This is a genomic window from Capilliphycus salinus ALCB114379, assembly GCF_047276495.1.
In the GTDB taxonomy this organism is placed as follows: Bacteria; Cyanobacteriota; Cyanobacteriia; order Cyanobacteriales; family Microcoleaceae; genus Capilliphycus; species Capilliphycus salinus.
Genome location: NZ_CP178543.1, coordinates 5062047 through 5075655 on the forward strand (window position 1 = coordinate 5062047; position 13609 = coordinate 5075655).

At 43.1% G+C, this 13609-nt stretch carries 16 protein-coding genes; 7 read left to right on the plus strand and 9 right to left on the minus strand.

The genetic code is table 11. From position 1 onward, the window contains the following. Positions 1–46 precede the first annotated feature (46 nt). Positions 47–421, minus strand: a complete 375-nt coding sequence (locus ACL6C3_RS20505; protein ID WP_413160894.1) for a hypothetical protein — start codon at positions 419–421, stop codon at positions 47–49. Between the two features lie 193 nt (positions 422–614). Between ACL6C3_RS20505 and rpe the strand changes: the two genes are divergently transcribed. Further along, the gene (rpe, locus tag ACL6C3_RS20510) at positions 615–1316 is read left to right on the plus strand and encodes a ribulose-phosphate 3-epimerase (protein ID WP_413160895.1); all 702 of its coding nucleotides are present in this window, start codon (positions 615–617) and stop codon (positions 1314–1316) included. A gap of 83 nt (positions 1317–1399) precedes the next feature. Here the strand turns inward: rpe and ACL6C3_RS20515 are convergent, their stop codons facing one another. Then, positions 1400–1786: a VOC family protein gene (locus ACL6C3_RS20515; RefSeq protein ID WP_413160896.1), complete on the minus strand. Its 387-nt coding sequence runs from the start codon at positions 1784–1786 to the stop codon at positions 1400–1402. Positions 1787–2416: 630 nt separating this feature from the next. On the opposite strand from ACL6C3_RS20515, the gene ACL6C3_RS20520 reads away from it, so the two are divergent. The 3 genes from ACL6C3_RS20520 (at position 2417) to ACL6C3_RS20530 (ending at position 4177) form a co-directional block, all read left to right on the plus strand. Further along, positions 2417–3007 carry a hypothetical protein gene (locus tag ACL6C3_RS20520; RefSeq protein ID WP_413160897.1) on the plus strand — a complete coding sequence of 197 codons (591 nt, stop codon included), beginning with the start codon at positions 2417–2419 and terminating at the stop codon, positions 3005–3007. A 159-nt stretch (positions 3008–3166) separates the two neighbouring features. Next, a complete protein-coding gene (locus tag ACL6C3_RS20525) occupies positions 3167–3520 on the plus strand; it encodes a hypothetical protein (protein ID WP_413160898.1) in 354 nt (117 codons plus the stop codon). A 231-nt stretch (positions 3521–3751) separates the two neighbouring features. Continuing rightward, a complete protein-coding gene (locus ACL6C3_RS20530) occupies positions 3752–4177 on the plus strand; it encodes a DUF1824 family protein (RefSeq protein ID WP_413160899.1) in 426 nt (141 codons plus the stop codon). Positions 4178–4195: 18 nt separating this feature from the next. Here the strand turns inward: ACL6C3_RS20530 and ACL6C3_RS20535 are convergent, their stop codons facing one another. From ACL6C3_RS20535 to ACL6C3_RS20550, 4 genes are all read right to left on the minus strand, one after another. Further along, positions 4196–6184 (minus strand): serine/threonine protein kinase, encoded by a 1989-nt coding sequence (locus tag ACL6C3_RS20535; RefSeq protein ID WP_413160900.1) that lies wholly within the window; start codon positions 6182–6184, stop codon positions 4196–4198. Between the two features lie 174 nt (positions 6185–6358). Beyond that, positions 6359–7225, minus strand: a complete 867-nt coding sequence (locus tag ACL6C3_RS20540) for an alpha/beta fold hydrolase (RefSeq protein ID WP_413160901.1) — start codon at positions 7223–7225, stop codon at positions 6359–6361. Between the two features lie 76 nt (positions 7226–7301). Beyond that, the gene (locus tag ACL6C3_RS20545; protein WP_413160902.1) at positions 7302–7460 is read right to left on the minus strand and encodes a hypothetical protein; all 159 of its coding nucleotides are present in this window, start codon (positions 7458–7460) and stop codon (positions 7302–7304) included. A gap of 1 nt (position 7461) precedes the next feature. Further along, entirely contained in the window at positions 7462–8094 is a 633-nt protein-coding gene (locus ACL6C3_RS20550; RefSeq protein WP_413160903.1) for a hypothetical protein, read from the minus strand. Between the two features lie 129 nt (positions 8095–8223). Between ACL6C3_RS20550 and ACL6C3_RS20555 the strand changes: the two genes are divergently transcribed. Beyond that, entirely contained in the window at positions 8224–9417 is a 1194-nt protein-coding gene (locus tag ACL6C3_RS20555; RefSeq protein WP_413160904.1) for a ferrochelatase, read from the plus strand. 427 nt (positions 9418–9844) lie between these two features. Here ACL6C3_RS20555 and ACL6C3_RS20560 read toward each other — a convergent pair whose 3' ends face one another. Beyond that, positions 9845–10234 carry a type II toxin-antitoxin system VapC family toxin gene (locus tag ACL6C3_RS20560; protein ID WP_413160905.1) on the minus strand — a complete coding sequence of 130 codons (390 nt, stop codon included), beginning with the start codon at positions 10232–10234 and terminating at the stop codon, positions 9845–9847. Continuing rightward, on the minus strand, positions 10231–10446 hold the full coding sequence (locus ACL6C3_RS20565; protein ID WP_413160906.1) for a hypothetical protein: 216 nt from the start codon (positions 10444–10446) through the stop codon (positions 10231–10233). The genes ACL6C3_RS20560 and ACL6C3_RS20565 overlap by 4 nt, the downstream gene beginning before the upstream one ends. Positions 10447–11082: 636 nt before the next feature. Between ACL6C3_RS20565 and ACL6C3_RS20570 the strand changes: the two genes are divergently transcribed. Together ACL6C3_RS20570 and ACL6C3_RS20575 are read left to right on the plus strand one after the other, a co-directional pair. Next, a complete protein-coding gene (locus tag ACL6C3_RS20570; RefSeq protein WP_413160907.1) occupies positions 11083–11340 on the plus strand; it encodes a 4-Cys prefix domain-containing protein in 258 nt (85 codons plus the stop codon). A gap of 51 nt (positions 11341–11391) precedes the next feature. Then, complete coding sequence (locus ACL6C3_RS20575; RefSeq protein ID WP_413160908.1) at positions 11392–12822, plus strand: protein kinase domain-containing protein; 1431 nt, start codon at positions 11392–11394, stop codon at positions 12820–12822. A gap of 311 nt (positions 12823–13133) precedes the next feature. On the opposite strand, the gene ACL6C3_RS20580 is transcribed toward ACL6C3_RS20575, so the two are convergent. Continuing rightward, complete coding sequence (locus ACL6C3_RS20580; protein ID WP_413160909.1) at positions 13134–13538, minus strand: hypothetical protein; 405 nt, start codon at positions 13536–13538, stop codon at positions 13134–13136. Positions 13539–13609: the final 71 nt, after the last annotated feature.

The window sequence follows — 13609 nt, forward strand, 5'->3', positions numbered from 1 at the left end:
GTTTTTTTATCAATGCCTGAAAACAGAGAAAAAACTATTTTCAGACCTAAGACAGATGCTTCCCCAGCACTCGTTCCGCCAGTTGACTAATTCCCGGCAACCACAACGGCTGACGTTGCCAAAGGCGAATCATTAATCCAAAACAGACTATAAAATAAGTGGTTGTTAATATGCTACTACTTAACAACAGAGGCATCTTTAAAAATTCCGTTGTACCCGAGCCTGCCTCTAATGCCAAATGTCCCAGTAACCAAGCCAAAGCCAATGTCACCGCCAAGCGACTGGTAGCTTGATGTTGCGGTGTTCCCTGACGGCGATACAACGTCCAAAGCGCCGGAAACACTCCAATCACCGGAACCAAATAAACAAACAGTCGAACGTGTGGCGCGTCCGGATATTCTAGGGGATCGGTTTGATTCATAAAACCTCCTGTAGCAGCTTGACGCCTACAATAAATACGAGGGAATTTGGGCTGTGCGATCGTTGGTGTTTCTGAAAAAAATTTTGATCCCTGATGGTTAGATCTCCGCAACTCCTAAAAGCTGCTGTCCATACCGCAGAACAAATTCTGATACACTGAATACAACCCCCGATGTAGGAGAACATATTACACCATGACCCAGTCCAAAAAACAAACTGTTATCTCTCCATCTATATTATCTGCCGATTTTAGTCGCTTGGGAGACGAAGTTCGCGCAGTAGATGAAGCCGGCGCCGATTGGATTCACGTTGATGTGATGGACGGTCGTTTTGTTCCTAATATTACCATTGGCCCGTTAATCGTAGAAGCACTCCGACCCGTCACCAGCAAACCCCTCGATGTTCACTTGATGATTGTTGAACCGGAAAAGTATGTTGAGGATTTTGCCAAGGCCGGCGCCGATATTATCTCGGTTCACGCCGAACACAACGCCTCTCCCCATTTACACCGGACTTTGGGCCAAATTAAAGAACTCGGCAAGCAAGCCGGTGTTGTTCTTAATCCGGGGACTCCTTTAGAGTTGATTGAGTACACGTTGGATCTTTGCGATCTCGTGCTGATTATGAGCGTTAACCCCGGTTTTGGCGGTCAAAGCTTTATTCCGGGTGTCGTTCCCAAAATCCAAAAGCTGCGTCAAATGTGTGATGAACGCGGCTTAGACCCCTGGATTGAAGTTGATGGCGGTTTGAAAGCCAACAACACTTGGCAGGTTTTGGAAGCAGGTGCTAATGCTATTGTAGCGGGTTCTGCCGTGTTTAAAGCGTCTGATTACGCTTCGGCGATCGCCGGCATTCGCAACAGCAAGCGTCCGACTCCCGAGTTGGCCACTGTATAAAAAACGCTTGTTCGTTAACATCTAAAGCTTAAAATGCACAATTTAGGAGTCAGATTTTTTCTGGCTCCTGTTGTTTTTGAGGGTTAATATTCGTAGATTTCTAAGGGTAAATTATCCGGATCTTTGAAAAAGGTAAACCGTTTTCCAGTAATTTCATCGGTTCTAATGGGTTCGGTTTCAACGCCTTTTGATTGCAGTAACGCTACAGATTCATCTAAGTTTTCTACCTCAAACGCCAAATGTCTCAAGCCGCAAGCTTCGGGACGGTTCGGACGTTCGGGCGGATTTTCAAAGGAAAATAATTCGATTTGATCGCTCGCGCCGACTCTCAAATCCAGTTTATAAGAATTTCGAGGCGCTCTATAGGTTTCTTCAATAATTGAAAATCCCAAAGTATTCACATAAAAATCTTTGGATTTTTCGTAATTAGAACAAATAATCGCAACGTGATGAATTCGACTCGGTTTCATAGTTTAGGTGTCAGGTGTCAGTGAGCAGTTAACAGTGAGCAGTTATCAGTGACCAGTTATCAGTGAACACTGACCAGTTCTATCGTAACCAGTGATAAGTGATAACTGGAGACTAAAAAACCCGGTTTCTAAGAGAAACCGGGTTTTTGGGCTTTACCTCACAGTTTTTCCCGAACTCCGGGGCGGGTTTATATCCGTTGTCTGCGGGGAATGATAAATCAATTCGGAGGCGCGCCCCTACACTCCTTCCCCGACACCCGACAGTGAACAGTTATAGCACTACGCATTATGATTAGGACATTAGTAAAAGCTGAAAACCTTTTGTAGTCTAACTTTTGCATGAGCGCCTTTTGCATGAGCGCCTCTTGCCCCTTTCCCCTATTCCCTTTCCCCTTTCCCCTTTCCCCTGTTCCCTATTGACGATCGCGATTGCCAAATTAAACTTGATATGATAAGATAAAAGACTGGTTTAACTCAAACTCACTCAATCGATCACTGAATCGCCGTAAGTTCACCATAGACTAGACGAAACACTGGATATAGAGTTAAGATAAACAGGCTATCCCCGAAAACACTATATATAGAAGCTTCGGGACAACAAAAAAGTCCAGAATCTAGGTGTAATCTATTATGTCTAAGAACTTAATCACAGCGGGAATTATCGTTCCGGCTCAGTGGCCATTGGCGCGAGTTTGGTTAGAAGTCTCGGCGTGGCTCGGTATCGCCCCGAGACAAATTGAACATTTAGAATTGTGGCAGCACCAAATCTGGGTTAAGATAATAGGGTCAGGAGCAATCTTCGTCAGTTATCGCTCCCTGCCGCTTTGGATCGAACAGGGCTTAGAGGCAATCTCTCAGTGTCAAACTCGCGATCGCCTTAACGAACTCGGGGAAATCTTCAGTCGCGAACTTAAACGCTATCGCCCCCACTATAACCCCCAAGCCATAGAACAATGGCGTTCAGCTTGGAGTGAAAAAGCCAAGCAACTGAGAACAGACGAAGAACGGCTCAAACCCCTACGGGAACGTCAGGAAGCCTGTCAGCAATGGCAAGACGGTTGGCGCCAAGTTCTGCGCTACTGTAGCACTCTGGAGTCCTTAGAACGGCTCGCACCGGAAATCAAAGTGCAAACCCAGCAGTTTGAGGACTTACCCGAAAGCCAAACCGTGATGCAACTCTGGCATCAACGCCAGCAGGAAATTACTCAAGTAACAGCCTAGTCAATTGGAGTAATTTTCCGGACAGCACTGACATTTTCTCGGTAGAGACAGATAGAAAGTCTCTACTATTTCCGTGTAATTACAGTGGTAATTTGTCAATTGCACGGATACACTGTATATTAAGTCCGATCTATACAAAACTTAAAGGAGGTGACGTCTGTGTTGAAGCAACAGCAAAACAAGTTCAAGACAGTTCAACTCACCGAAGGAGTATTGGTGCTTACAGCCTTCGATGATGCTTGCATTCCCGCATTACGTTCTGGATTTGCTGGATATCCCGTTAATCCCCGTTGGAATGCCGTTAAATTTCACGCCTGGAAAACAGGTCGTCAATGGCGTGTCGCTCTTTCTGAGGGTGAAATGACCGTTCGTTCAACCGACTCAATGTTAGTCTCAAAACACGAAGTCGAACAAACAACAGAGTCCGAATTACCTCGAAGGTCGAGGGAGAAAAACTCCCAATCCTTCTTTTCTAATCATGGCGAGCGTTCAGGAGAATTAACTCTTGCTTGAACCACACAGGGCTTAGGGCGGCGTTTGACCGCCCTCCTAATTTGCCCTTTTAACGGATTATTTCACTTCAATGGATTGGCGTTCAGCATCTTCTCCAAATCACAACAAACCCCCGCTTCACATCTAGCTTTAATTACAACTTTATTCTTGAATAAACGCCCCTTTATCCCCATTAAAATCCCCGTCGGGTGTGATAAGATGACATCACGACTCCTGAATTCCTAACTCTATATGTCATCTTCACAACCTGCTCACCTTTCTTTAGAAAGCGCCCAACAAACTCTAGAAGCCTTTAACTGTGCAGATATTCAATCTGTTAATCCGATAGAAAATCGCGATCGCATTTGTTCGGCGCTTAAACTTGTCGTCGAAAATTCAGAATATCAAATGCTCGGAATTTGTGCGGATTCTTTAGATGCGGCTTGGAACGCTCTCCAAGAATATTTACACGGACTCGATTACAATATTACTCTAGATCGCAATGCTGTAGAAGCGATAGAAGGTTCAGTTTTTGTTAAATTTAATGGTCGCAGTCAATCTTACTACGCCAGTCCCTACACCGAAAAATATCGGGGTGTATTGGTGTCTTGTCAATCTACAGATGATACCGGAATTAACGGCACCTACGGGCATTTTCCCCTCGATTTATTTAGTTAAATTAGCCATTAATTCTCTCTAATGACATCGCCAAACCATAATCACTCCATTACTACTTCCGCTCACCAAAAACAATCCATCTGCACTAAAATTCAGCGTATTAACACTGTTGAAATGACCCGTTAAAGTGCGAAGTAAATATCCCGTTTCTAGCGACCAAATCTTAATTGTTTGATCGGAACTTCCACTCGCAATAAACTTAGAGTCGGGACTGACAGCCAAAGTCAAAAGATCGCGATCGTGTCCCGGTAGAGTATGAACCAATTGTCCATCTTTGAGCGACCAAACCTCAATTGTATTTTCCCAACTTCCACTAATTACAAATCGACAATCTGAACTAATCTCCAGAGTTTTATAGGTTTGAAACGGCTCAAAAGAATGTTCGATCTTTCCGGTTTTTACCGACCAAAAATTAATGCTATTATCGATACTTCCACTATAAATCAGTTCGGAATTAATATCAACTGCAATCGCATTTACAGAATTAGTATGTCCGGTGAGTGTGTTCTCTAATTCTCCCGTAGCGAGCGACCAAATCTTAACCGTATTATCCCAACTTCCACTAACAATAAATTCACCATTTGGACAGACAGCCAACGCACTCACCGAGTAAGAATGACCGATGAGTGTATGCAATAATTGTCCGGTTTGTAACGACCAAATTTTAATCGTGCTATCCACACTTCCGCTAACCAGGTGTTGATTATCGGGTGTAACGGCTAAAGCGGTAATTGAGTTAGAATGACCTTTTAAAGTTCGGATCAGTTGTCCGGTTTGTACCGACCAAATCTTAATTTGATGATCCCAACCCCCACTAACCATAAACTGACCATTTGGACTGACTGCAATCACATTAACAACATCTGAATGTCCGGTTAACGTGAGAACAGCATTCCAATTTTGAGGGTTTTGTTTGGATTTTAGCTGTTGTTTTTCACTATCATTCTGAACGATAATTTTTAATTCCTGACGGTAAACTTCCCGACGTTGGAGTTGTAAATCTTTCAAAACCGACAGATAAGGCTTCACCCACATTCGCGGAAATTCTGAACTTAATTTATACAAATGCGGTTGATAGTGAGGATCGATACTGAGATAATACCAATCAATTAAAAAAGTCGCTAAAAGCTGATGAATTGTTACGATTAATTGTCTGACTTGACGGATCGCCAAAGCCGGACTTAACCCTTGAGAAATCAGTTCTTCCTGTGCTTTTTCCCAGTTCCAAGGTTGTATGGGAATTAGAGAAACATTTTGATTTTGTAGACCCCAAAAACCCACATGAAAATGCACTTCATAGTCATTAATATCGCTGTACAAAATAAATGTCGGTACGGGAGATAACACCATCTGCAATTTTCTGACTTCAATATCGCCCAACGGTCGAGTAAAATAGTCAGCATAAAATTCAACCGGACGTTTGTTGCTGGTTTGGGGATAATGTTGGTTCAAAAACCGTCTTAAACCGTTACCAATATCTTTTTTAAGATGTCTTCGCATCCCCAACGGACAATCTTCGCTCATATCCGGGGGAGCGATAAACATCAATAAACGATGCTGTTCTTGTCCTTCTAATAAAATCCGTTCGGTTTCCTGACGGCTGAGATTAGAAAACCATTTTTCTCGGTTCCAAATTGCATCGAGTTCGTGCAGTTTTAGCTGAATTTCATGGGCTTGTAACTCCCGCAACAGTTCCCGTTGCAAGCGGCTAATTTCTCGGCGATCGCTAATTTCTTGCTGGCGAATTTGTAAGCGACGTTCCTCTTGAGTAATTGCCAAAGAATTAAACTCTTGAAGTCGGCTTTCTTTGCGATGGGAATATTCAACCAAAGCCTCAATATAACGGGGATCTTCTTTCACCTTGTCCGGAATAGAAGGAAAATCTAATTCCGAAGATTGAGACGAACGCTGACCGTTCATTACCGACATTAACTGTTTACCCAGTTGACGCGCAACCGGAATCAAAAGCGGAGCGGCTAGAGGATAAAGATAGGGAGGAATTGTCATCAGATTTATACCGGTTCGGGTGTTAAAATAATAATCTAATCCGCCTAAATTTTCGGGCTTGAACTGAGCGGAATGTAAAAGCTGAACTTCAAGCAATTCACATCAAATTAAACACCATTTAATCATCTCCAAAATTCGCCTATATTTCATCTATCGGAGTCTGATTTTAGGTGGTTATCGGTTGATAAATTCCCGCACCCGTTCGAGGTATGTTGGTGCATCCTCCAACATCGGAAAATGAGCCGTATCCTCTAAGATAGCCAGTTCAATGTTATCATTCAATGCGGCCGCTTGTCGCCCCATTTCGGCGGGAATAATTTGGTCGTATTCTCCCGCAACCAAGAGCGTAGGAACCTTAAACTGAGCAAATTGTCGGGGAAGCCACTCCGTCGCCTCTTTACTCACCGAGGTTAACACCGTACCGTAAGCCGCGTCAAAATCCGCCAGTAAAAAATCTTCTAAAAAAGCTCGACTAATGGCAGTCGGTAAAGAACGATATAAAAATCTTGCCATAAAAACTTTATCAACCAACGGAATCTTTGCCAACCATTTCGGACGAAATAAAACCACATACCGACTAAACTTATGAAACGTGGTAAACGTCTTTTCATCGTATTCAAAAATACCGCTACAGGTTAAAATCGCCCGTTCCACCCGTTCGGGATAAAGATTAATAAATAAAGCCGCAATTGACCCGCCCATCGAGTGAGCATTCAAATAAACTTTATCCAAATTCAAAGCATCCAATAACCCCTTAAGTTCGTGAGCATAATCGACCAATTCATAACTCAAAACCTGAAAATCCGACCCCTCAATTGCCGTAGCTTTTGAACGGCCAAACCCCCGCAAATCATAAATCAAACAATCAAATCCATCCGATAAAGCTTGAGCCGTACTCGTCCAATAGCGACCCGAACCGCCCCAACCGTGCAGAAACACCATCACCGGTTTTTTCTGTTGCTGACCCGGTGCTTTAATCCATTCATAATAATGTTGAACGCCGTTGATATTAATATAGGAACTTTTTAAATCCAACTGCATTTGATCAATTCACCCCTAGAACTGTTGAAGTTTTTTCTCTCAAGTATAATAGATCTCTTAGATTTCCAGCAATTTTTTAGGTTTTATTGAAGAACTGAGTCAGTTTATCCTCATCTAATTGACCGTTGGTTCTCACACCATTACACACATCCAAGCCAAACGGTGCCACAGTTTCAACCGCTTCTACTACATTATCAGGATTCAACCCCCCCGCCAAAAATACAGGAACATTCACCCTAATCTTCTCCTGATTCTCCGTGAGTCTTTAACCAATAGGATAAAACAGTTTTCGCCGTAGCCGGAGAAGCCGTCTCAACCCCCGTTGAAGTTCGATGCAGCCACCAACCTTTCGCCGTCTGCGGGGAACTCCACAAGTTCAGATGTTCGACAGGCGGATCGGCGTAAAAGCTTTCAATTCCCGCCCCCAACAGCGCCGAAGTCCGGTGAGTAAAGCGATCGTGACTCATGCGGTAAATGGGAAAATTGCCCCCCAGAGGGACGCCCCAACCGTCTAAGGCGATGAACGCTTTGACTTCGCCCCCCGCCTGTTGCCACATCCAAGCCGCCGCGATCGCCCCCACAACCCCCGCACTAAAACAAATCAAGATAATCGGTAATTTCACCGGATTTTGCCCAAAACCGCCTCTAGGAGGAGGAGACAAGGCGGGAGTTTGAGCTACACTGCATAAATAATTGAAAATGTCAAGACCTGAATAAGCCGGATAGTCCTGGGTCGGAAAAATTAACAAATTCCCCGACTGACACCGACGCCGCAAATCGCCGAAAAGCTTACAGAGAAAGGATTCCGTTAACTTCGGATCGTGAATACCCGCAATAATAACAACCGCCATAACCCAAATTCGGTTCAACTTCTTTTATACTGTAGATCAAGCTATCCCCCCCAGGGGGATGATAAGCTAAAAAAGGGGAGCGAAAAGGAAGATTTGAGTCCCAGACACTCCCAACCGTAAATAACAGCTATTTTTGAGGATAACAAAGTGGTTGCAACACCCGAAAAAACACAAGACAATATTTCTGTATCCGACAGTCCAAGTCAAGATCGAGTCGCCGTCCTGTTGATGGGATACGGCGAAGTCGAAAGTTATGAAGATTTTGCCAATTATAACGAACAAGCGTTGAACTTGTTAACGGCAAAATTCGCCCCGGTTCCGACTTGGATTTATCCGCCTATGGCGAAACTTTTGGCAGTATTTGACCTGCACGAATGGAGTCACCAACACGGGAATTTTATTTCCCCTCACAACGCTATTTTTGAACAGCAACGGGCGGGAATTGAACACGAACTCAAGCACAAATGGGGCGATAAAATTAAAGTGTTCAAAGCTTACAACTTCTGTAAACCGTTCCTCCCCGAACAGGTTTTGGAACAAATCAAAGCGGAAGGTTTTGATAAGATTTTAATCTATCCGTTGTTAGTCGTTGATTCGATTTTTACCAGCGGAATCGCCGTCGAACAGGTGAATAAAGCTTTGGCAAATTTGGCAGACGGTAGCGAACACTGGGTTAAAGGTCAGCGTTATATTCCGTCGTTCTTTAACGAACCCGCCTATTTGGATTTGATGGCGAATATGGTCGAAGAAAAGATTAAAAATGAATTGGCTGTCGCCCATTTGCCCTCACAAACCGCGATTGTATTAATGAATCACGGCTGCCCTCACAAAGCCAAAGGATTTACATCAGGAATTGATGAAAGTCAGGCGATGTACGAACTGATTCGCGAGCGTTTAATTCACCGTTATCCGTTGATTTCGATTGGTTGGTTAAACCACGACACGCCGTTAATTGAGTGGACGCAACCTAATGTTAAATTAGCCGCCCAAAACTTAATTGAATTGGGGGCGACATCAGTTGTATTTATGCCGATTGGATTTGCAACAGAAAACCACGAAACGCTGTTAGATGTTGAACATATTATCGAAGCGTTGCGTCGCAAACATCCCGAGATTACCTATGTACAAATGCCCTGTGCAAACGACCATCCTGAGTTTATGAAAATGGCAGCAGAATGGGCAAATCCGCAGATAGAAGCGCTGTTAAATGAAACAGCTTTGGCGGTTAATCCACAGTTAGCGTCGGTTCAAGCCAAAGAAGTTCATAATCACGACCACAGCCACCATCATCACCACCACGACCACGACCACAGTCACGGTCATCATCACCACCACCATTAATCCCCCCTGCCCCCCCGATGATCGGGGGGTTAAGTTTTTCAGAATTGTAGGGTGGGTGACAATTAATTTTCAGTGGAGATCACCAATTTTTATCGAAGTCACCCACCCTACTCCTAAAAGAGAAATAATTAAGAGTGAAAATTACAAAGGAGAGAGGGCGCAAGCAAGAGCGCCCCTACATTGATTGCAATACGTTCCTCAATAGAAGTGTCTTGTAATTGGTTAATAATCTCAGATTTATTCATAGTTTTAATTCAAAATTAACGGTTGTACAGGATGATAGTTAATTATGATTATAGCTTCGTAAAGTTACCGTTATTCTCCCCTCGCCTCGCAGGGGGGATTAGAGAGGGGTTGGGGGAAAGCTGACAATCAAGGTTTACATTTCTTCTCCCCTCTCCTCCTAAAAGTGGGGTTGGGGGAGAGGTTAATCTGGTGTTTGATTCTTCAAGTAATTCAGAATTTTTTCATCCTGAGTAATTAATAATGAACCGTGAATTTTAGCCGTTGCCACAATAATCTGATCTGCTGGGTCGGCATGAAATCCAGAAAGCCGTGTTGATTCAAGGATAATGGGAAGGGTTAATTCTAACAGTTGAATACCAGGATATTTTAGAGCAAGTTCGAGCCATTCTTCTACAGAACACTCAAAAGCCAGTCTATTTTTTTCAACTAATTTGGCAACTTCCCAGCAAGAAATGATACTGATACCCAACCCGCTTGCTTGATTTGATTGAATAATCTCACGGTTTTGGGAAGACAATTTCGGGTTTTCATCAACCCACCAAATCCAGATATGAGTGTCTAGGATAATCATGTCAAAGCCTCCCAATCTTCTATTGCTACGGGTTCATAAGGTTCTTCGTAGGAAATGAGTTTTCCTCGCAGGGGGCGATGTTCAGAGGTAAGCTGTTGTGAGGAGATTGAACGCATATCATTTTTAACCGTTTGTAAAATGGCTTCAATGATTGCAATACGTTCCTCAATAGAAGTGTCTTGTAATTGGTTAATAATTTCCGATTTATTCATGGTTTTAATTAAAAATTAACGGTTGTACAGGATGATAGTTAATTATGATTATAGCTTCGTAAAGTTACCGTTATTATCATCACCATCATTAAACGTCGTTGGTTTAATTTGACCTAACCCCCCAACCCCCTTCCCTACCTCTCCCTAACCCTCTCCTACCTCTCCCCAGCCCTCTCCTAAAAGGAGAGGGGAAAGGTGTCCCTCGCGGGACTATTTATTAGTCGAGAGGGAAAAGGAAGAAAGTTTTTTATTTGGAAGGGGGAGACTTTTATATGATTTAATTAATACTCCCCTCACCATTTATCAATAGTCCCTTATGGGACACCTTTTCCCTCTCTCACCCCCACCAACCTCCCCCTACAGGGGGAGGCCATTTGCCCCCTCTCGACTAATTAATAGTCCCTTATGGGACACCTTTTCCCCCTCTCCAACTAATAAATAGTCCCTTTGGGACACAATTTCCCTCTCCTCGTAGGAGAGGGTTAGGGAGAGGTTTGAGAGGGATGGGGAGAGGTTTGAGAGGGTTAGGGAGAGGTTAATTAGAATATAAATTAGGGTAGAGTTGACAATCAACGTTTACGTTTGGGGTGAACTTGAGAGAAAATAGAGATAAGACCCCCAACTATCTCACACCGTATGACGTGCTGTTTAAACCCCTACTGTCCCAAACCCAATAACCCGGACGTAAACCGTTATTGTCAAGCTTGCGGCACCGAATTAATTCCCATTTTGAGAGGTCATTATCGGGTAATAAAACTGTTGGGAGAAGGGGGTTTTGGTCGAACCTATCTCGCGGAAGATATTGATAGATTGAATGAATATTGTGTGGTCAAACAATTCACCGCAAACGTTCAGGGAACCGGGGCGTTAAACAAAGCGACACAACTATTTTAACAGGAAGCCCGACAACTTCAGCAACTCGGAAAACATTCTCAAATTCCGACATTGTACGCTTATTTTGAGGAAGGGAAACAGTTATTTTTAGTTCAGGAATATATCGAAGGCGAGACGTTATCACAATTAATAGAAAAGCGGGGAATTTGGACGGAATCGCAGGTTAAACAACTGTTGGAGGATTTGTTACCGGTTCTGAAGTTTGTTCACGAACAAAAGGTTATTCATCGGGATATCAAGCCGGATAATATTATTCAGCGTCGGGGCGATGAATGTTTTGTGTTAATTGATTTTGGGGTTGCCAAACAGTTATCTACAACGGTTTTACAAACAAAAGTTGGGACTCGTATTGGTAAGGATGGTTTTGCTGCTATCGAACAAATGCAAGGCGGGGAAGCTTATCCGGCGAGTGATTTATTTGGTTTGGGAGTAACTTGTTTTTATCTGTTGACTCAAGTTCATCCCTATCATTTGTTTTTGGAAGAAGGTTATGGCTGGACTCGCAACTGGAAGCAGTATCTCAAGCAATCTGTTAGTGAGGAATTAAAGGAAGTTCTAACTAAGTTACTGCAAAAAGATGTTCAGCAACGTTATCAGTCTGTTTCTGATATTTTAACAGCTTTGCGATCGCATTCTACAAAAAGTTATCAAAGTCCTAAATCTTCTCAAACTGTTACTTCAGGTGTTTCTTGGAAAAATGCAACCTGTATTAAAACTTTAACAGGACATTCAAATCATGTTAGGTCTATAGCATTCAGCCCCAATAGTCGCATTTTAGGCAGTTTGTCGTATTTTGGCAACACTATAATATTGTGGGATATCACAACTCAAACTCAAATTTCTACCTTTCCATTGAATTCATCTTATGTGTGGGAATTTGTTAGCCTACAAGATTGTCAGATTTTAGCTGGAAATAGAGACAAGCATATGGTAATTAAAAACCTAATAACTCACAGAAATTCTGTAAGAAGTCACAATGGTAACATCTCAGCGAGGGGATGTATTAATAATACTATTGAATTGAACTATAATAATATCCTCCCTCGAAGGGGAAATCTCCAAACTCTAAGCATAATTCCTGCTGCGAACAATATCCGAACTCCAAGGAAGTTTCCTATCTTTTTAGAAGGTCATTCAGGTCATGTCTATTCTGTAGCATTCAGCCCCGATGGTTGCACTTTAGCAAGTGGAAGTGCTGACCAAACTATCAAATTATGGGATATGGAAACTGATAGAGAAATTGCTACTTTAAAAGGACATTCAAATACAGTTGATTCTGTTGCATTTAGCCCCGATGGTCGCACGTTAGCGAGTGGAAGTTCTGACAAAACTGTTAAATTGTGGGATGTGAAAACTCAAACTGAAATTACCACATTAAAAGGACATTCAGATTGGGTTAAATCTGTTGCATTTAGCCCCGATGGTAACACGTTAGCGAGTGGGAGTTCTGACAACACGATTAAATTGTGGCGACCCGAGTAGGTCGGGGTTTTTTTGTCGGGTTTGGGGATATTTTTTGTTGGGTTTAGGGGTTTTTTTGTTAGGTTTAGGGCGCAAGCCTTGCGCCCCTACGTGGTTGGAGGAGAGGTCAAATTACCCCCCTCAGTCCCCCCTAAAAGGAGGGAAGAATTATCCGTTTCCCTCTCCATTAATAAATAGTCCCGAAGGGACACAATTTCCCTCTCCTCGTAGGAGAGGGTTAGGGAGAGGTGGAGAGGGTTAGCCAGAGGTAGGAGAGGGCGCTGCGGTGAGGTCAAATAGAGGCTAGGATTTTGGGAATAAAAAGGATTAATTTATCGTTGCGTCGAACGGTTTTTTAAATAGATTGCTAACAAAACAATCATTGAAATAATGCACAAACTTTTCCACACAAACAACCACCAAGGACGCCACCAGCCCCCGGTTTCTACTTCAACAATATCGGATAATCCAAATAGAAAAAAAGTGATCGCAGCCATCATCCGGTGAACTCGAACCCATCCCCTATTTTTGAAAGCTGCAACTGCAAACCCCGCCGCAAATACACCCCAAATTCCCGCTTCTATATAATTTCCTTGCGTGTAAATTGCTTCTAAAATACGGGCTTGTTGGTTCAGTTGTTCGACGGAAGAACCAGACGTTAACTGTCTCATCCACCAACCCAAACCCACCAACATTAGAAACAACAGGGTTAACCGAATGATTGCACCTTTTGACATAGAATTAGGAGTGTAAAGTAAGTCCCCCTTTCTAAGGGGGATTTAGGGGGATCTTTTAAAACTCCCCCTTT